19 protein-coding genes are annotated in these 19,731 nt (G+C 51.2%); 8 read left to right on the top strand and 11 right to left on the bottom strand.

The annotated features are described in order from the left end of the window. Positions 1-138: 138 nt before the first annotated feature. Complete coding sequence (locus AKG43_RS01915) at positions 139-882, bottom strand: pseudouridine synthase (protein ID WP_054598964.1); 744 nt, start codon at positions 880-882, stop codon at positions 139-141. 295 nt (positions 883-1,177) lie between these two features. Here AKG43_RS01915 and AKG43_RS01910 point away from each other — a divergent pair, with 295 nt between their 5' ends. Beyond that, positions 1,178-2,050, top strand: coding sequence for a phosphatidylserine decarboxylase (locus AKG43_RS01910; RefSeq protein WP_054598891.1), 873 nt, complete (start codon positions 1,178-1,180; stop codon positions 2,048-2,050). Between the two features lie 45 nt (positions 2,051-2,095). Then, positions 2,096-2,242, top strand: a complete 147-nt coding sequence (locus AKG43_RS13100) for a lipoprotein signal peptidase (protein ID WP_082402941.1) — start codon at positions 2,096-2,098, stop codon at positions 2,240-2,242. Positions 2,243-2,305: 63 nt separating this feature from the next. Here AKG43_RS13100 and waaF read toward each other — a convergent pair whose 3' ends face one another. Then, entirely contained in the window at positions 2,306-3,313 is a 1,008-nt protein-coding gene (gene waaF / locus AKG43_RS01905) for a lipopolysaccharide heptosyltransferase II (RefSeq protein WP_054598890.1), read from the bottom strand. Between the two features lie 201 nt (positions 3,314-3,514). Then, positions 3,515-4,819: an aminotransferase class I/II-fold pyridoxal phosphate-dependent enzyme gene (locus AKG43_RS01900; RefSeq protein ID WP_231718087.1), complete on the bottom strand. Its 1,305-nt coding sequence runs from the start codon at positions 4,817-4,819 to the stop codon at positions 3,515-3,517. A 241-nt stretch (positions 4,820-5,060) separates the two neighbouring features. Between AKG43_RS01900 and ccoG the strand changes: the two genes are divergently transcribed. The 3 genes from ccoG to AKG43_RS01885 all read left to right on the top strand — a co-directional run bounded on the left by ccoG (position 5,061) and on the right by AKG43_RS01885 (position 9,500). Beyond that, a complete protein-coding gene (ccoG, locus tag AKG43_RS01895; RefSeq protein ID WP_054598888.1) occupies positions 5,061-6,494 on the top strand; it encodes a cytochrome c oxidase accessory protein CcoG in 1,434 nt (477 codons plus the stop codon). Position 6,495: 1 nt separating this feature from the next. Further along, positions 6,496-7,056, top strand: coding sequence for a FixH family protein (locus tag AKG43_RS01890; protein WP_255351167.1), 561 nt, complete (start codon positions 6,496-6,498; stop codon positions 7,054-7,056). A 578-nt stretch (positions 7,057-7,634) separates the two neighbouring features. Next, positions 7,635-9,500: an NAD(P)-binding protein gene (locus tag AKG43_RS01885; RefSeq protein ID WP_054598887.1), complete on the top strand. Its 1,866-nt coding sequence runs from the start codon at positions 7,635-7,637 to the stop codon at positions 9,498-9,500. A gap of 90 nt (positions 9,501-9,590) precedes the next feature. On the opposite strand, the gene AKG43_RS01880 is transcribed toward AKG43_RS01885, so the two are convergent. The 5 genes from AKG43_RS01880 to AKG43_RS01865 form a co-directional block, all read right to left on the bottom strand. Next, positions 9,591-10,280 carry an aspartate/glutamate racemase family protein gene (locus tag AKG43_RS01880; protein WP_054598886.1) on the bottom strand — a complete coding sequence of 230 codons (690 nt, stop codon included), beginning with the start codon at positions 10,278-10,280 and terminating at the stop codon, positions 9,591-9,593. 253 nt (positions 10,281-10,533) lie between these two features. Further along, entirely contained in the window at positions 10,534-11,160 is a 627-nt protein-coding gene (locus tag AKG43_RS01875; RefSeq protein WP_054598885.1) for a hemolysin III family protein, read from the bottom strand. A 167-nt stretch (positions 11,161-11,327) separates the two neighbouring features. After that, positions 11,328-11,825: a disulfide bond formation protein B gene (locus AKG43_RS01870; RefSeq protein ID WP_054598884.1), complete on the bottom strand. Its 498-nt coding sequence runs from the start codon at positions 11,823-11,825 to the stop codon at positions 11,328-11,330. 42 nt (positions 11,826-11,867) lie between these two features. Further along, complete coding sequence (locus AKG43_RS13095; RefSeq protein WP_231718091.1) at positions 11,868-12,074, bottom strand: lipoprotein signal peptidase; 207 nt, start codon at positions 12,072-12,074, stop codon at positions 11,868-11,870. A gap of 40 nt (positions 12,075-12,114) precedes the next feature. Further along, complete coding sequence (locus tag AKG43_RS01865) at positions 12,115-12,996, bottom strand: prephenate dehydrogenase (protein ID WP_054598883.1); 882 nt, start codon at positions 12,994-12,996, stop codon at positions 12,115-12,117. Between the two features lie 345 nt (positions 12,997-13,341). On the opposite strand from AKG43_RS01865, the gene AKG43_RS01860 reads away from it, so the two are divergent. Continuing rightward, positions 13,342-15,114 (top strand): transferrin-binding protein-like solute binding protein, encoded by a 1,773-nt coding sequence (locus AKG43_RS01860; RefSeq protein WP_054598882.1) that lies wholly within the window; start codon positions 13,342-13,344, stop codon positions 15,112-15,114. 167 nt (positions 15,115-15,281) lie between these two features. Here the strand turns inward: AKG43_RS01860 and AKG43_RS01855 are convergent, their stop codons facing one another. After that, positions 15,282-15,677: a DoxX family protein gene (locus AKG43_RS01855; protein WP_054598881.1), complete on the bottom strand. Its 396-nt coding sequence runs from the start codon at positions 15,675-15,677 to the stop codon at positions 15,282-15,284. Positions 15,678-15,787: 110 nt separating this feature from the next. Between AKG43_RS01855 and AKG43_RS01850 the strand changes: the two genes are divergently transcribed. Then, on the top strand, positions 15,788-16,672 hold the full coding sequence (locus AKG43_RS01850) for a LysR family transcriptional regulator (RefSeq protein ID WP_054598880.1): 885 nt from the start codon (positions 15,788-15,790) through the stop codon (positions 16,670-16,672). A 204-nt stretch (positions 16,673-16,876) separates the two neighbouring features. Here AKG43_RS01850 and prpF read toward each other — a convergent pair whose 3' ends face one another. Then, positions 16,877-18,058, bottom strand: a complete 1,182-nt coding sequence (prpF, locus tag AKG43_RS01845) for a 2-methylaconitate cis-trans isomerase PrpF (RefSeq protein WP_054598879.1) — start codon at positions 18,056-18,058, stop codon at positions 16,877-16,879. A 157-nt stretch (positions 18,059-18,215) separates the two neighbouring features. On the opposite strand from prpF, the gene AKG43_RS01840 reads away from it, so the two are divergent. Then, positions 18,216-18,911, top strand: coding sequence for a hypothetical protein (locus AKG43_RS01840; RefSeq protein ID WP_231718086.1), 696 nt, complete (start codon positions 18,216-18,218; stop codon positions 18,909-18,911). A gap of 217 nt (positions 18,912-19,128) precedes the next feature. On the opposite strand, the gene AKG43_RS01835 is transcribed toward AKG43_RS01840, so the two are convergent. Continuing rightward, the gene (locus AKG43_RS01835) at positions 19,129-19,596 is read right to left on the bottom strand and encodes a universal stress protein (protein ID WP_054598878.1); all 468 of its coding nucleotides are present in this window, start codon (positions 19,594-19,596) and stop codon (positions 19,129-19,131) included. Positions 19,597-19,731: the final 135 nt, after the last annotated feature.

Below are 19,731 nucleotides of genomic sequence, written 5' to 3'. Positions count from 1 at the left end.
TACACTTGAAAGAAAGCAGGCATTATACCTAAGGATATTCAGGCCGTCTGAACCATTGTTTTCAGACGGCCTCTCAGGGTTTTGTTAGCACACCGATGCTCTTGCCGCAGCTTTGCAAGCAAACTGTGCAACCAACTCTTAAAACTGCTCGTCATGACGCAGATAACGCCATTTGCCCGGCGGCAGCTTTCCCAACTTCACTTTACCCATACGGATGCGTTTCAAGCCGGTAACGCGCAGGCCGACCAGCTCGCACATGCGGCGGATTTGGCGTTTTTTGCCTTGTTTCAACACAAAACGCAGTTGGTCTTCGTTTTGCCACTCCACTTGCGCGGGCTTGAGCTTTTCGCCGTCGAGACTCAAGCCGTGATTGAGCAGTTTCAAACCTTCGTCGCTCAACTTGCCGCGCACGCGCACGAGGTATTCTTTTTCGCTGCTGCTGTTCTCGCCGATGAGCTGTTTGGCGATGCGGCCGTCTTGCGTCAACACCAGCAAGCCTACCGAATCAATGTCCAAACGCCCCGCCGGAGCCAGCCCGAAGCGGTGTTTTTCGCTGAACTCGATGCGGCTGGTGTCGCCTTCCCAATGGTTTTCGGGCGTAATCAGTTCGGCGGCCGATTTATAGCCTTTTTCGGCCTGTGCGCTTACATAACCCACCGGCTTGTTGAGCAGAATCGTTACCCGCTGCGCCTGCTTTTCGTGCGCCTGTTTGTTGAGGTCGATGCGGTCGGCGGCGGTCACTTTTTGACCGAGTACGGCGGTTTGCCCGTTGACTTTGACCCAGCCTTGCTCGATGTAGCTGTCGGCTTCGCGGCGGGAACACAAGCTCAACTCGGCCATGCGTTTGGAGAGGCGTACCGGTTCGTTAGAGGGTGGTTGCATGATAAAAAAACCTTTCAGACGGCCTGAAACCTTTGCCGCGCCCACCGTATGCTTTGCGCGCGTTCCGCCGGAAACCGTGCCCGCAACCGGTGCCGGCACGCATACCGCAGGCCATCGGTTAACCGATTATGTGTTAAAACGCAATTATATAGTAGGGAAGGCATCCTTGCCCGCCCTAAGTCCGATATGTTTTTCAGACGGCCTATGCACCTGCGCCCACCGTCTGCTTTGCCCTTTACCCGCGGTTATCGGCTATAATTCGAGAGATATTTTCATTTGCACAAAAGGAAACGCCATGCCCAGTTTTTACCCTCATCCGATTATTGCCCGCGAAGGCTGGCCGTTTATCGTCGGCGGTTTGATCATCAGCATTCTGGTTACGGTATCGGCAGGTTGGTGGTCGCTGCCTTTCTGGGTGTTTACCGTTTTCGCATTGCAGTTTTTCCGCGACCCCGCGCGCCCTACCCCTCAAGACGAAGATGCGGTGTTAAGCCCTGTGGACGGCCGCATCGTGGTGGTTGAACGCGCCACCGACCCCTACCGCAAAGTCGAATCGTTAAAAATCAGCGTGTTTATGAACGTGTTTAACGTGCACTCCCAACGCTCTCCCATCGACGGCACGGTAACGGCGGTGGAATACAACCCCGGCAAATTTTTAAATGCCGCGCTCGACAAAGCCAGCACCGAAAACGAACGCAACGCGGTATTGGCCACCACCCGCAGCGGCCGTGAAGTAACTTTCGTGCAAGTGGCCGGCTTGGTGGCGCGCCGCATCTTGTGCTACACCCGCGTGGGCGACACGCTGCGCCGCGGCGAACGTTACGGCTTTATCCGCTTCGGTTCGCGTGTTGACGTGTATCTGCCGTTGGACGCACAAGCGCAAGTTTCTATCGGCGACAAAGTAAGCGGCACCAGCACCATTTTGGCACGCCTGCCGCTGACCGCGCCCGCTGCGCCACATACCGAACCTGTTCCCCAAGCTGCCGAAACCAAAGCGGTTCAGGAAATGGCAGCCTCACACCATCCCGTAACCGAATCCGCCGCGCCAGTAGCTCCCGTGGCCGCTGAAGCGGTTGAAACCGGCCACACTGTCAGCCAAACCGACATCGAAGCCTCTGCCGACAAAGTGCGCGCAGCGGTTGAAAAAGAATTCGGCAAGCAGGAATAAGGTTTTTTCACACCCTGCATTTTGGTCTGATAAAGTCCGAAACCTTTGCAAAACCCCCATCTGCGGCGCATTTCTGCGTTGTGCGCTGCTCGCTCGTTTGCCTATCTATTTGATATGTCTGCACTCGCTGCGCTGCTACGCCTTGAACTGCATCCGCATCTGAGGGTTTTGCAAAGGTCTCAGTCCGCCTGAAAAAATCCCGCAGCTCTTGTTACAAGAAACTGCGGGATTTTTTCAGACGGCCTCCAACTTTCTTCACAAACTTTCCAATGCCTGCTGCACGCGGTCGGGCGTTAGCTTGTTCAAACAATCCGTATGCCCCAACGGGCATTCGCGCTGAAAGCACGGCGAGCAGTCCAAATTCAGGCTCACTATGGCGGCTTGGCTGCTTAAAGGCGGCGTGTGGTCGGCGCTGGAAGAGCCGTAAACCGCCACCAGTTTGCGCCCCAATGCGGCGGCCAAGTGCATCAGGCCGCTGTCGTTGCACACTACGGCGTCGGCACATCCGAGCAAATCTATCGCTTCCGACAAACTGGTTTTGCCGCACAAATTGACACACAGGCCGTCTGAAAGCGTATTGATTTCTTCTGCAATATCAAAATCTTTTTGCGAACCAAACAGCCAAACCTGCCAACCTTGCGCCTGATAACGGCGGGCGAGTTCGGCAAAATGGCGCGCGGGCCAGCGTTTGGCCGGGCCGAATTCTGCTCCGGGGCAAAACGCCAGCACAGGCTTTTCTGTATTCAAACCGTGCGCGGCCAAAGCTGCACTGCGGCTTTCAAGTTTGATGCTGAACAGGGGATGGTCGGAACGGCCGTTGAAATCGGCTTGGGAAGGATGCGCCAGCGCGGTGTAGCGATCCACCATCAAAGGCAGCGCCTGTTTGTCGAGCTTGCGGATATCGTTGAGCAGCAGGTAACGCGATTCCCCCACATAACCGGTGCGCTTTTTGATGCCGGTAGCCGCGGCAATCAGCGCCGACTTGAGCGAACCGGGCAGCACAATCACCTGATCATAGCCGCGCTTGCCCAATGCCCTGCCCGTTTGAATGCGTTTTTTGAGTTGCAAAGCGCCGTGTCCGAACGGGTTTTCAATAATGTCGTTCACTTCGGGCATACGCTCGAATACCGCCATCGACCACTTCGGCGCAAACACATCAATGGTTACACCGGGATTCAACTCGTGCAAACGGCGGTAAAGCGGCTGGGTCATCACGCAATCGCCGATCCAGCTGGGAGAAATAATCAGAATTTTTTTAGACATATTTAAAATACGGTGGCTTGTGTATGTTTTTCAACCGACCCGGCAACATCACCGAGCCGCTTATTGTACCTTTTATAGTCAATCAACTTCACTTTTTAATGCGGGGCTGCTGCGGCTTGCCGCCGTGTATTCAAAATAGGTTATTGACCGTAACGTGCCGCACTCGGCACACAGAATTAAATTTATTGGTGCGGTTCAATATCAATATAAGGTTCTGCTTCCGGCGGCCAGCGTATCGGCGATATCGTCGGCCAATGTGCCGCAATCCTCCCAACTCAAATTGCCGATGGTGATGCGCACGGCGGGTTGTTTCGACAAATTAAACGCCGCTCCGCTCTGCACCGCCCAACCTTTGGCCGCCAAAAACTGGATGAGCTGCGCCTCGTTCTGTACCGGCAGCCAAATATGCTGGCCTTCACCGCTGCTCCCCGGCACGCTGATTCCGTGATTGTTCAAGCACTCGATCAAACGGCAACGGCGCGCGTGATAGCTGTCTGCTATGGCCTTGAGGCCGTCTGAACCGAGTTGCCGCCACAATTGCAGAGTAACGTGTTGCAACAGTTTGCTGATCCAACGCGGCCCGAGCGAGAAGCGTTTTTTCATCGCCTTGAGTGTATGGCCGTTACCGGCGGCAATGGCAATCCGCGCGTCGGTGCCGAGAAATTTACTGGTGGATGTGCTGTAAATCCATTCATTATCAAACCCCTGCATGCCGTGAAAAGGGTGGCGGCTCAAAACCGCCCAATGATCGTCCACAATCAGCAACGCATTATGTTGCGATAACGCCCGCTGCCATTCATGCCAGCGGCGGCGGCTGTAACAAACCCCCGTCGGGCTGTGTGCTCGCGCCGTTAAGATAACGGCAGACACGCCGCTTAAGTCGTCATGCTCCGGCACCAGCGCGCCTTCTTCGTCCATCTCTGCCGGAACGGCCTCCAAGCGCAAGTTGGACAACAAAGCCGGCAAAGGCAGCCAGCAAGGGCTTTCCACCAACACTTTGGCACCGGGCATACAACGCTGGCTGAGGGCGCGTTCCATAATATCCAAGCTGCCGGAAAACAGCACGACATCGGCATTCTCCATACCCATGCCGTCGCGCAGCCAATCGGCAATATGCGCCATCAACTCGGGATTGTCACCCCTGCCGCCGACGTCGGTCGCCAAATGGTAGCCGTCCAGCAACGAAGGCGGCAGCTCGGGCAGCAGCCTGCGGTCGACATTGCCGGAAGCCAAATCCACCAAGCCTTTCGGCACGGCGCTTTCGGTATGCAGAATTTCGGTTTTTGCCGGAACGAAACTGCCGCGCCTGCCGTCGGTGGCAATCATACCGGCATCACGCAACTGCTTGTAAGCAGCCGATACGGTATTGGGATTGACCCCCAAATCTTCGGCCAAACTGCGCACCGTAGGCAGCCGGTAGCCCGCAGGCCACACTTCTTCGCGTATCAGACTGCTGATGGATTGGGCGATATTGACAGCGGTGCTTCCTTTAGGTTTTAATTCCACAATACAAAATCCATTTTGTTCTAATACAAAATAATCTAATGGATTTCAGCACTGCCTGCAAGCCCCGTGCCGAAAAATATTTACCGGTACGCCGAGCAGGCAGACTTCTGCCGACAACATGTTCAGACGGCCTCATCCGCTTTTACACTCACGAGGCCGTCTGAAATCATGAAACTGCTATAATAAATAAATCGGCCGTTAAAACCGTGCCCGAAAAACAAAAAATTCAAGGAACACCGTTATGTCTAACGAACAAAAAGGCAAAACACCCAACCAACCCAAAGAACAGGTTATCCAACTTTACCAAGGCTCCAAGCGCATCCACCCCAAACTGGCCAAAGGCCGCTTTACCAATTTGCGGATACTCTCGGTGCTGGCCACCCAATTTGTGTTTTATATGATTCCGTGGTTCAACTGGGGCGGGCGGCAGGCCGTGCTGTTCGACATTCCCGACCGCCATTTTTACATTTTCGGATTGTCTCTGGGTACGGGCGATTTAATCTATTTGGCCCTGCTGCTGATTATTTCCGCGTTCGGCCTGTTTTGGTGGACGACCATTGCCGGCCGCTTGTGGTGCGGCTATTCCTGCCCGCAAACGGTGTACACCGAAATCATGTTGTGGATAGACCATCTCGTTGAAGGCGACCGCAACAAACGCCTGAAACTCGACAAAGAACCGTGGAATTTCCGCAAAATCCGCATCAAACTGACCAAATACCTGCTGATTTTCGCCGTGTGCGCGTGGACAGGCATCACCTTTGCCGGCTGGTTCACCCCCATCCGCGAGTTCGTGCCTGCCATCTTTACCTTGCAGGCCGGAGGCGGTTCGCTGTTTGCCGCCGCATTCTACGGCTTTATGACATGGCTGATGGCGCACCAAATGCGCGAGCAAGTGTGCAAATACATGTGCCCGTATGCCCGCTTCCAAAGCGCCATGTTCGATAAAGACACGTTGATTATCTCTTACGACGAAGAACGCGGCGAACCCCGCGGCGCACGCAAAAAATCCGCCAGCAAAGAAGACACCCAACTGGGCGACTGCATCAACTGCACCATGTGCGTGCAGGTATGCCCCGTCGGCATCGACATCCGCGACGGCCTGCAATACCAATGTATCGGCTGCGCCGCCTGTATCGATGCCTGCGACGAAATCATGGATAAAATGAACTATCCGCGCGGCCTCATCCGCTACACCACAGAAAGCGCACTCAAGCACGAATACAGCGACAAAGACATCAAAAAACGCCTGCTGCGCCCGCGTGTGATCGGCTATGGAGCGGTATTGTTGGTGGCTGTAACCGCCATGATTACCGGCATCGCCACCCGCGCAACCATGAGCGTAGACATCATCAAAGACCGCGGCGTGATGCTGCGCGAAAACAGCAACGGCTGGCTGGAAAACGCCTATAATCTGCGCATCATCAACGACAGCGAACAGGAACAGGTGCTCACGGCCAAAGTCAGCGGTTTCGACGAAATCGCCCTAACCGGCCTGCCTTCAGACGGCATCAAAGTTCCGCCGAAAGAAACCATTACCGTGCCGGTACAAGTATCCACCATTCCGGAATATGCCGACAAAGGCAGCCATCCGATTGAGTTTGAATTTACCTATCGCGAGAGCGGCAGCAACGAAACCAATACGCTTACTGAAAAATCATCGTTTATCGGAGAATAATGTGACCGACCGCGCCAAAAAATCCAAAGTTTGGTACAAAGAACCGTGGCCTTGGCTGCTGATGGCAGGGCCCGCCATCGTGGTGGTTGCCGCTTTTTACACTTTCTATCTGGCCAAAAGCAATTCTGCCGATTTGGTCAGCGACGATTACTACAAAGACGGCAAACACATCGACTTACAGCTGCACCGCGACGCAGAAGCCCTTAAGCGCGGCATCACCGCACAAGTGCTGATCAGCCCCGATAAAAACGCCGCCAAAGTTTTCGTGAGCGGCGATTTCGACCGCAACAAAGCATTGAATTTGGTATTGATGCATCCGGCCAAAAAGTCTGACGACCAAACCGTGAAACTGCAAGCCGTCCAAAGCGGCACTCTTTCCGGCAACAAAGCCGAATACAACGCCGTATTCAAGCCCCTGCCCGCTACCCACCACTGGTATGTACGGGTCGAAGATACCGACGGTAAATGGCGCGTAGAAGAGAAATGGATTGAAAACCAAGGCTATGCCGTCAATCTCAAAGCCAAAGAAAAACTGGTTGACCTTCCTGCCGCCGACCAGTAACCGTTACCGTAACCATTTTGCCGGAACGGATATATTCAAAAGGCCGTCTGAAAACCATTTTTCAGACGGCCTCACACCTTTGTAAAACCCTCGAAATGTTGGTGCAGTTCAACACGCAGCAGCCCGACGAATGCAGACATATCGCACAGATAAGCAAACAGTCGGGCAGCGCACAACGCCGAAATGCGCCGCAACCGGGGTTTTGTAAAGGGCTCAGACTCTCGCCCTCAACACTATCTGTCGCAAATATCAATCACACAATCATTTTTTTCATGCCGTTTGTAGTCCGACGAACACATAATTTGTTAGACTTATGCCCTTTTCACATTCCTACCCGTTTTGCCGCCATCATTAATCTATGTTTACAACATACGGCAAGCCGCCGCAAGACCGTAGCAAATCAAGTCTGTTTGCAATATCGGTGGCAGTCACATATCAAACAGATAAGTAAGCGAGCATACCGCAGACAGGGGTTTTATAAAAGCCTCATACTGTATGAACCGCCAAACATACCCCAACCCGGGCAAAACGGGCACGCAACAGGCACACAACTTTAACCCATATCAATCAGGAAGTTTATGAAACGCAAACTCTCGCGCCGCGCGTTCCTAGCCGGCTCCGCCGCCGTTACCGGCACAGCGATGCTGGGCGGTTATAAAATCTACAAATTATTTTCCCCGCAAACGCTCGAATCTTCCGTTAACGCCGCCGTCAACGCCACCTACTATCCGCCCGCCCTGCTCGGTTTGCGCGGTGATGCCGACGGTGTTCAAAGAGCCGCCCACAGCATCGCTCTGCAAAACAAAAACTACACCCTGCCCGGTGCGGCCGAAGAACATTACGATCTCGTTGTTATCGGTGCCGGCATCAGCGGCCTGACTGCAGCTTATCTCTACCAAAAACAACGCCCTCAAGCCAAAATCCTGCTGCTCGACAACCACGATGATTTCGGCGGCCATGCCCAACGCAACGAATTTACCGTTAACGGCAGACTGCTTATTTCCTATGCCGGCAGCGAATCCATCGATTCGCCCGAATCCGAATATTCCAAAGAATCGCTCGCCCTGCTCAAAGATATCGGTATCGACTACACCAAATTTGCCGATTATTTCCATCAAGATTTATACGAAACCAAGCGCAAACTTAAAGAAGGCATTTTCTTTAACGCCGCTTCGTTCGGTAAAAACGCCGTTGTTGCCGCCGTACCCGAAGCAGGCGAAGAAAAAGCAGCCGATATCATCAACCGCTTTCCCCTGCCGGAAGCCGACAAAAAAGCACTCATCGCACTTTACACCTCCCCGGCCGACTACCTCGAAGGCAAAACCGACGGTGAACGTGCCGATTTTGCTGAAAACACCAGCTATTACGACTTCCTGAAAAACGAAGCCAAACTGCCCGAAGGCGCATTGAAATATCTCAAAAACATCAGTTCCGAATATTGGGGGCACGCCATCAACGCCATCTCTGTGCAAGAAGCACTGGAAGACGGCTACCCCGGCGTGCAAAACCTCGGCCTGACCCACGAAGCATCGGAAGAAGAACCCTATATCTACCACTTCCCCGACGGCAACGCCTCCATTGCCCGAATGCTCGTCCGCAAAATGATTCCCGATTCGGCACCCGGCCACACGATGGAAGACATCGTTTTGGCCAAATTCGACTACGCCAAACTCGACCTGCCCGAAAACCAAGTACGCCTGCGTCTGAACAGCACCGCATTGCGTATCGAAAACAATTCGGACGGCGTAGCCGTTGCCTACATGCCGCACGATGGCGAAAACCTCAAACAAGTGCAGGCCAAACAAGCCATTTTCGCCGGACACAGCGCACTGGCCGCCCGCGTGATCCCCGAAATGCCCGATGCACAGAAAACCGCTTCGCTCACCAACGTCAAAGTGCCGATGGTTTATGGCAAAGCCGTGGTCAAGAACTCCAAAGCCTTCCAAAAGCTCGGCGTTCATTCACTCTACGCACCCGACGCACCCTATTGCCTCGTCAAACTCGACGACCCCGTGAGCATGGGCGGTTATCAGTTTCCGCAAACGGCAGACGAACCCATGGTCATCCACATGGTTCGCATCGCCACCGATTTCACCGGTCAAACTGCCCGCGATATGTATAAAAGCGGCCGCCGCGCCTTAAACAGCCAAAGTTACGAGAGCCTTGAAAAAGAAATGCTTGATCAGCTGCGCAGCATTTACGACGTTGCCGGTGAAAAGCTCGATACGGTGTTGGTGGCCGTTACATTAAACCGCTGGGCGCACGGTTACAGCTACGAACAAACCGGTTTGTGGGATTCGGACAGCAGCGCAGAAAACGCCACCTCATCCATGCAAAAGCGCATAGGCAACATTTTCATTGCCGGAGCCGATGCCGCATGGATGCCTTATGTCAACGGAGCCATCGACCAAGCCTACCGTGCCGTGGCAGAAGCATTGGCTTAATTGCGGAGCCGTTATTGTTTAACCGGCAAAGCAAAACCGTTGAGGCCGTCTGAAAAACAGATTTCAGACGACCTCAACGGTTTTAAGTTTTTAAGACAAAGCAGCATCTACCGCAGCTAAGGCATGAATTTGAGCACTGTCGAACAGAGGCAGCGGACAATCGTTTTCTTTCAACAGCAAACCGACTTCCGTACAACCCAAAACCACACCTTCTGCCCCGCTTTCCTGCAAACGGCGCACCACTTGCTGATAATAACTTTTGGAATCGGCGCAAACCCTGCCCAAACACAGTTCTTCAAAAATAATCCGGTGGATTTCCGCCTGCTCTTTTTCAGACGGCACCATAACGTCCACACCGAGCTTGGCCATCCGTTCCGAATAAAAACCGTCGCTCATGGTAAACCGTGTGCCCAACAACCCGACACGCCTCAAACCTCCGGCTTTGACTGCCTCCGCAGTCGCATCCACCACATGCAGCAACGGAATATCCACAGCCCGCTCAATCACATGTGCGATTTTATGCATGGTATTGGTTGCCAACACCAACACATCCGCACCCATGCTCTCCAATTTGCGCGCACTTTCCGCCAACAACGCTCCGGCAGCTGCCCAGTCGCCTGCTTTCTGCAACGCTACAATCTTTTCAAAATCAACACTGTGCATCAAGATGTCGGCACTGTGGTTGCCACCCAAGCGTGCATTGGTTTCACGGTTGATGATTTGATAATACAACACGGTACTCTCAGCACTCATGCCGCCGATGATGCCTAATGTTTTCATTCTGCTCACTTTCCGAAACCGTGCAACACCATGTAAGCATGCCGCACACTCCATTTCTGAAACCTTTGCTTCCGACTGTATATGCAATACAAGGATCAGCAGCACAGCGAGTCAACAGCAAACAATCCAGAAATGGGCTGCATAAGAGGATTATCCAAAGGCCGCAGGCCGTCTGAAACACGGCTCCCGTTTCTATGTAACAAATAAACTGGTTGATACAAGACGGCAAACCGTAAACAGTATAAGCAACACCCTAAATCACATAGAAATACACGCAGATAAATTGCGCCAAGCTTCCGCCCAGCACAAACAGATGCCATATACCGTGGGCGTGTTTGATTTTATCGTCGTTGATAAACCAATAAATGCCTGCACTGTAAAGCAAGCCGCCCAACACCAGCCAAAACAGACCTTCCGCCGGCAAACTCTTGGTAAGCGGATAAATCGCCACCAAAACCAGCCAGCCCATCAACACATATAAAAACATCGAAAGCCTGCGTTTTTCACTTTTACGGCTAATGGTCAATTCCTGAATGATGCCGAAAAGGGCCAAACCCCAAGATACGCCGAAAAGAGACCAACCCCATGCACCATGCAGCGATACCAAAGTAAAAGGCGTGTAGCTGCCGGCAATCAACAGATAAATGGCGCAATGATCGATTTTCTGCAAAACCGCTTTAGCCTTAGGCCGCGAAACGCTGTGATAAACCGTTGAGCCGGCATAGAGAATAATCAGGCACGAACCATAAGCGGCCGCACTCACGATTTTATACACATCCATCGTTTCCACCGCCTTAACCAGCAAAAACACCAAGCCGGTTACGGCCAGCAGTGAACCCACCAGATGGCTGTACGCATTAAACCGTTCGCCTACATACATAATTAATAATCGTTTTTATCTTTAATAACGGCTGCTAGTGTACTGTATTTTAAAAAGCAAATGCAGCCCGAAATGATTAAATAAATTTAAAAGAGGCACATCCGTTCGACTGATCTTCAAGCCCGAATAACTTTTCCGGCACACAAACCGACTATGCTGCAAACACCTTATAGCAAAGCCTTACGGCTTTTCAACCAGCCCGCCCACACCAGCAAACCTACAAAGCCGAAATACAGCACGCTCCATACCGGCAAAGGAATGCCCAAAACATAATCGGGAACGGCGCAATCGCCGAAACCGCGTATCACCGGCTCATACCACTCAAACAAAGGCCAATCGCGCAAACGGAAAGTCCACGGCGCACCGCATGCCGGAGCCGCACCGGGCGGCAGGCTTTGAATATAAAGCTGATAAACCGCAACCCCTGCGCCATAAACCGCCGGAACACTCACCAACAGCGCACTCACCATACGCGCCGCCTTACCGGTTTGGCTGAATAACGCGCAAACCAAAGCCAAAAAACCTACCGCCATCACAGCCAAACGTTGCAGAATACACAATACACAAGGATTCAAATCCATCACATATTGCGAATAAAACGAACCGAATGCGGTACATGCAGACAACAGCACGATAAACCACAATACTTTTCGGAACCCGTTCATTTCATCAACACTCCATTTAACACATCATTTACAGCACAATCTTCACACGCCAAACCGAAACAGATTCGATTCGTTTGAGCAGCCTGAAACCTTTGCATAAGGCCGAGACCTTTGCAAAACTCCCAGATGTGGATGCAGTTCAAGGCGTAGCAGCACAGCGAGTGCAGACATATCATATAGATAGGCAAACGAGTGAGCAGCGCACAACGCAGAAATGCGCCGCAGATGGGGGTTTTGCAAAGGTCTCAGGCCGTCTGAAACAGCTGTTCAGACGGCCTCAACCTACAACCTATTGCGAAGCAGCCCAATCGTCCCGCGTATGCTTAGCCGTTTCAAAATAACGGTATAAAGCCGAAACATCGGCATTTTCCAACATAGCAGCCAATGCAGCGAGCTGCTTTTGCTGACCATATAACAACGTGAGCAAACTCTCTTTATTGGCCATACAGATGTCCGCCCAAATCGCCGGATGGCTGGAAGCAATGCGCGTAAAGTCCCTAAAACCCGAGGCGGCAAAATCAAGATAAGTAGAGCCGTTTTCATGCGTTGCAATCTGATGCACATAAGCATAAGCCAACAAATGAGGCAAATGGGAAACCGCAGCAAAAACCGCATCGTGCTCATCCGCCCCCATACGACAAATGCGTGCACCCACCGCCTGCCAAAGCGACTCCACCATCAAAAGGCCGTCTGAATCCTCTTTTCCGTGCGGACAAACCACCAACTTTTTGTTTTGAAACAACCCAAACTGCGCCGCCAGCGCCCCGCTGCGGTCCGACCCCGCAATCGGATGCGCCGCAACACATCGGGGCAGATGCTCGGGCAGATAACGGCGGAAAGCATCAATCGCCGATTGCTTGGTACTGCCCACATCCGTAATCACAGTACGGCTGTCCAACAGCGGGCACAAACTGCGGCAAACATCAGGCAGCGTCGCTACCGGAGTGGCAATCACCACCAAATCGGCTCCCGCCAACGCTTCCGCACAAACCGTGCCGAACGCCTCATCAATTACCTTGCGCTCTAAAGCCCGCTCCAAATTACCGGCATTCAAATCCACGCCCGCCACCTGACCCACCAAGCCTTTGTGTTTTAAATCAAGCACAAAAGAACCGCCTATCAGGCCGACGCCGATAAGCGTAATCTTTTTAAGCGGAGCAATGGCAGTCATATTGAATTCATCAGGTAGCGACATGGCAGGAAACGCAAGTTTACTCCAACAGCCTGCCACTTAACAGGGGCTGAATCAGTGAAAGAGAACTAAACAGCAAAAGATACAAACCGGAAAGATAGAAACTCACAAACCGTACAAACCGGCAAACTTTAACAACTGCTCCCATGCGCCCCAAAAGCGATATGTTGCAAAATAGAAGTATTCGAAGCACATCAAACATACAATTCGTTAATGACATTTGTTTTTAAATCAACAATGATTTACAATTTCTCATGTTTGTTATGAATTGTAAGCCAAAGCACTTCCTGCCCGGCTGTTTCCGTTATTGAAAAAGGGGATATTATGTCTAAAAAATTGCCTTTAAAACACATCGCACTGACTGTTATTTGTTCTGCCGTATTGGCAGCATGCGGCGGTGGCGGTTCGCCCGATGCCAAGCTCGTCGATAACGCCATTTCCGCACGAAAAGTAATAAATATGATTGAAGCGTTAGACAGCGTTGAAAAAATAGATGCGGGAGACGCACAAAGCATCAAAAATGCTCAAAAAGCATACAACAGCTTAAACGATAGCCAAAAGGCCCTGATCAGTAAACAAACGGTTGAAAAACTGGAGGCGGCATTGGCTGCTTTGGCAGGATTATCTAACGACAGCAACCCTGCCGACCCTGCAAATCCGCAACCTGACCACACTTCGGAAATTAAAGACAACAAAAGCCTGCCACCCTTAAACAAACCGGCTCCTTTGCATACTTCTTTTATTTCATCTTCAGGCGCCCAACAGCACAATCCCCACCTTCAATTGAGACAGGTTGACGGCAAACCTGCTTTTGTAGACAACCAAATCGGCCTGATCCGCAATTTAGATTTGAAGAAAAACGACACAGTCGTACTGGATGGCGCTGTATTAACAAACTCTGCGGAAGAAAACCCTGCTATTCAAGTCAATTATCTGACACCGGAGTCATCTATTACCAAATACACTTCTGCCGGTTCTACTCAGGAAAATATTTCTTCTTTGTTTGGCAAAAAGGACGGCATATATTCCGAAGTCAAAACTTCATTGGATGATGAAATTAAATCCCAATACGATGCGATGAAAAAAGCCTGGGAAACCATCAAAGATGATAAGGCAGATCCTAAAGCTGTTGAAGAAGCTAAAAAAGCAGTTAAAGAAGCTTTACCCCTTTATGCAGAAGATTTCGACTACAATGGTTTTGTAGAAATTGCTAGAAATCATCAAGAAGCCTTTACTGAAAAAGGTATGATGGAAACTCTAGCGCAAATTAATCATGATTTCCAAAATCAGCAAGATTCCGCTAAGAAAATCCATGAAGCATGGGATAAAATTGGAAAAGGCGACGAACAAGGCTGGGAAACACTCAAACAGTTTGAGCCTAAATTTACCTCCAAACTTTTATTGCGTGTCGCCTTAGACGCTGCCAGCAACAATGCCATTGACGGCATGAAAGGCTCTACACCTAAAATCGCAGACGTTCTGCACGGTATTGCCCATCTTCATAAAGACAAAAACAAACTGTCTTTCGACAAAGAGTTTGACGGTGCGTATGTTATCAAGTTTGCCAACGGTATCCGCGTAACCCTTCATGATCCGGCAGCTGCAGGTTGGACGGAGCAGACTTTTGCACACTATGTTGACCTGAATAACCTAGTTAATCACGGCTATCAAAGCCTTGGCAATGAAACTCCGATTGCCTCGATTCCGTCTGAAGGTACTGCAACTTACAAAGGGTTAACCACATCTTATCTGACCGAAACCGGCAAACCCGCCCGTCAGCTAACTGCAAATGTGGTAGCCGTTGCCGATTTTGCAAAAAAAGGTCTGACGTTTAAAACTACAAATCCCACGTTCCATACTTTGGAAAACGGCGTAAGGGTTTCTACTGCGGCTGCCGGTTATGAGATGTCGGGTTCAGCGAGCTGGCAATCAAACAGCAACACCTTTAACGGAGAAGCTGCTACCGCACAACACGGTTTCAAAGGCAGCTTGAACGGCAAGTTCTACGGAACCAAAGTAGATGAAATCGGCGGCACTTACGGCTTGTCTAACGGCAACCAGCAATTAATTGGCGGTTACGGTGCAAAACGCCAATAACCATATAAACCGTTTGTAAACTGTTCAATATGAATAAAGGCCGTCTGAAACGAAATTTTTCAGACGGCCTTTATTCATGATTGGTCTTTAAACAGCAGCCGGACATCGATGCCCGGCTGCTGTATTGAGTAAAACGCCAATAACGACTTTTTGCAAATTAAATGATATTAAGCCTTCTGCAAACGGTTATCCAATGCCCAAACACCTGCACCGGCTGATGCGATGTAAAGGAAAATAAAGCAGAAGAGAGCTGCCGGCTCGCCGCCGTTTAAGAGCGGCAGGAAAACCGAAGGTGCGCTGTGCGCCATAAAGTAGGCAACTGCCATTTGGCCGGCAAGAATAAAAGCTACCGGGCGGGTAAACAGGCCGAGCAGTAACAATATGCCTCCGACTACTTCAAAAATACCCGCCAGCCCGTAAATAGACATAATCTGCATGTTGTCGAACATTTCAACATGGGGCAGAGCGAACAGTTTTGCCGTACCGTGCAATATAAACATATAAGCGGTTGTGATACGGAGAACGGCCAGTAAAACCGGTTGGTAACGTGATAAAGCGTTCATAAAATTTCCTTTTGTTTGTGTGTGTAATATTGAAGAAGGCGCAGTATATTGCTTTCCTTTATGTTAATATACAATCGTTTTATTGAAAGAACATTTCTTATTTTTAAATAATGGATACTCTGTTCAGTTTGAAAGTTTTCCGCCAAGTGGTTCAGAACGGCAGTTTTACGCGTGCAGCGGATCAACTCGGCATTTCCACGGCCATGGCAAGCAAGCATGTGAGCCATTTGGAAAATACGGTTCAAGCGAAACTGCTGCACCGCAACAGCCGCAATCTGCACCTTACCGAAGCGGGTGAGGCGTATTTCCGCCAATGCAGCTATGCCTTGGATACGCTCGATACTGCGGCGCGGATTGCCGCCAGCGGCACAGACAAGCCGCAAGGTGTGTTGCGGATGGCAATGCCGCAATGGTTTGCCAATCCGCGCGTGAGCGGCTGGCTTACCGAATATTGCCGCCAATACCCCGATGTTTCGCTGGACTTACAGTTAAGCAACCGCCATGTTGATTTGATTGCCGAAGGTGTGGATTTGGCTTTGCGGGTTTCAAACGACCCTAATCCCGCACTTATCGTTAAGCCTTTGGCCGATATAGAATTTTATCTTCTCGCTTCACCCGACTATCTCAAACGGCACGGCACGCCGAATACGCCTGAAGAAATGTCGCACCATCTTGCGGTTTTGCCTTCATACATTGATATGAGCAGTATCGAAATACAGCATTCAGACGGCCACACGGAAACTTTATCGCTGAATACTTATGTGCGTTGCGACAGCACGCTGATGACGGGGCAGCTGATACGAGAAGGCATGGGTATCGGCTACCAACCGGCATGGTGCACGGAAAAAGATATTCATGCCGGAAAACTGGTGAAATTGCTGCCGGATTATAAAATCCACCGTTCCCGACTCTACGCTGTTTATGTAGACAGAACGTTTCTCAGCGCGAAAGTCCGCAGCATGATTGATTTTTTGAGTGAAAAAACTGCTTTGTAGCCAATATCTTTAAAAAACCGTTTAATTTTCATCACGGTTCCGCCATACTCGTCCGTGGCTCGAATATGGCAAACGTGCTATTTTTTAAGCTGGTTCACCATAATTTAACGACAGAGATTACCCCGACATCATAAAAAACGCCGCACCGTATACACGGTTGCGGCGTTGTTCATTCAGACGGCCTGCCGTAGCTTACCGTTCAGTTTAGAAACAGTCGGCGGGCACTCTTACCCAACCTTCCATAATCACACGCGCGCTGCGGCTCATCACGGCTTTGGTTGCCGTCCACTTGCCGTCAACCTGCTCGGCAGCCGCACCGACGCGCAAAGTGCCGGAAGGATGGCCGAAGCGGACTTCGTTACGCCCGCCTCCGCCTGCGGCCAGATTAACCAAAGTGCCCGGAACAGCGGCGGCGGTGGCAATAGCCACAGAAGCCGTGCCCATCATGGCATGGTGAAGCTTGCCCATACTCATGGCACGCACTAACAGATCAATATCGCCGGCTTGGATGTTTTTTCCGCTGGACGACACATATTCTTTCGGGGCAGACACCCAAGCAATTTTCGGTGTGTGTTGGCGGGTGGCGGCTTCTTCAAGATGGCTGATCAAACCCATTTTCAAAGCACCGTGTGCGCGGATGGTTTCGAGCTTGGCCAAGGCGTCTGCATCATTATTGATATCGTCTTGCAGCTCCGTTCCCGTGTAGCCGATGTCTTCGGCATTCACAAAAATGGTGGGAATGCCGGAATTGATCAAAGTGGCTTTCAGACGGCCTATACCGGGCACATCCAATTCGTCCGTCAAATTACCGGTGGGGAACATATCGCCTTCTCCGTCGGCAGGGTCGAGAAACTCAATCTGCACTTCTGCGGCAGGAAACGTAACGCCGTCCAGCTCGAAACCGCCGGTTTCCTGCACCTCGCCGTTCGTAACCGGCACATGGGCAACTATGGTTTTGCCGATATTTTTTTGCCAGATACGCACGGTACACAAACCGTTTTCAGGTATTTTGGCAGGATCTATCAGGCTGTTGGCAATGGCGAAAGCACCCACGGCAGCAGTAAGGTTGCCGCAGTTGCCGCTCCAATCGACAAAAGGTTTATCGATGGAAACCTGCCCGAACAGATAATCCACATCATGATCGGGGCGGCTGCTTTTATCGAGAATCACGGCTTTGCTGGTAGAAGAACTGGCGTTGCCCAAACCGTCGATTTGTTTGCCGTAAGGGTCGGGGCTGCCAAGTACGCGCAAAAGTATTTTGTCGCGCGCGTCGCCCGGCTGTTGGGCCGCCTGCGGCAAATCGCTGAGTTTGAAAAATACGCCTTTCGATGTTCCGCCGCGGTAGTAAACCGCCGGAATTTTAATTTGTGCCGGATAAGCAGTCATGTGGTGGTTCTCCTTTAATTATCTGTTTCTTCTATCAAAACTGTTTCAGCCTTACTTGCCCGCCTTAGTATTCAGACGGCCTATGCTGTGCATAAAGCCGCCTGTAGCGGCGGTTTCTGCATTACACCAAAAACCCTTCCGGCCTGCAAGGTATTCCGTGCCGCATTACTCCGGCTGCATGTTGCCGACTATATCGCATACCTCCGTTTCGTCGAAGCATACATTTTCAGACGGCCTGATGTGCTTTTTTCCGCTACAATGCCGTTTTTTATTTACCCTTACCGTTCCGCTTATGCTTTATCAATTTCTGCGCGACATGTGGGATGTTTTGCGCCTGCATTACAAACAACCCGAAGAATACCGTTATTCGATACCCGTGAACTTGGCAGTATTGCTGCTTCTGGGCACCATCAACGCCGCCGCTTCCGCTCCCTTGTTCGGCAAAAGCACGCCCCTGATTGTATTCGCCGTTTTGCTGACGGTATTGAAATGCCTGATTCTCAGCCGCGTGATGAGCGGCATGCTGCGCCAACCCCAAGCCCCGCGCCTGCCCTTTTGGGGCTTTGTACTCGCCACCGAAGCGCTGGCGATTCCCACGCTGCTGCTTTTGTATGTGCCTGCCATGGCAAGCATCGGCTTGTTTTGGCAGATTTGGATTTTTTGGGTACAGATTATCGGTTTTATGAAATTAAGCGGGCAAAAAGGCGGCAAAATCATCATCGGCTATATCGTTTACGCCTTAATCACGCTGTTGGCCGGAACGCTGCTGCTTATGCTGTTTTCGCAAGCCGGCTTGATCGATTTACAGCAGCTGACGGAGCAGTTTGAAAACATGTTGGATGCCAACCGCTGATTGTTTTCCCATCAACATGCCCGATAAACAAGGCCGAGGCACAGCCAAACCGGTTCGGGTCATCTTGAAACGTGGGGGCGGACATACAATCCGCTCCCAAAAACCGCAGAAAAATTCCACTTGAATGGCCAAACGGCCGCACAAACAAAAAGCCGGAACCGCCGCGCAATATACGGCGGCTTCCGGCCTTCAATCAAATTCAATATTGAAAAAGTATTTATTCTTTTTCACTTTCCGTGCTGCGGATAACCAGCAGCGGCAGGTGGCTTTGACGCATCACGGTTTCGGCAAAGCTGCCCATCAAAAGGTGCATCAAACCGCTGCGGCCGTGCGTACCCAACACCAACAGGTCGGCACCTTGAGAAGCAGCATATTCCACCAACTCCTGAGCCATCTCGCGCGCACCTTTATTGGCCACCAGCAAATGCTTCACCACATCTGCCACACCCTGCTCTTTGGCACTGTTTTCGGCAAAGTCCAATACCTCGTTGCCTTGTGCGATGGCCGCAGCTTCATAACTCTCATGTTGCAGAAACTCAGGAGCCAGCGCCATATATTCGGCCGGATTGGCAACGTGCACCAAAGTCAACCGTGCGTTACCCGCACCTGCCAAATCGGCTGCGTGTTTCAAGGCATTGAGAGACGTTGCGCTACCGTCTACGGCTACCACTAAATTTTTATACATCTTCGTTCTCCTTGGTTAACGGCACGTTACCGGCCCTTTGTGTGAAGTGTGAATCAAACCCAGCTTCAAGTATAATACCCCCGCGCTGTTTTGGCAGCGTTTTTTGTGTTGAATTTGACTTACCACAAGGCCGAA

It is taken from the genome of Neisseria sp. 74A18 (assembly GCF_001308005.1).
In the GTDB taxonomy this organism is placed as follows: Bacteria; Pseudomonadota; Gammaproteobacteria; order Burkholderiales; family Neisseriaceae; genus Neisseria; species Neisseria dumasiana.
Note: the sequence above shows the minus strand (reverse complement) of the source record. Positions and strands in the feature narration are given on the sequence as shown.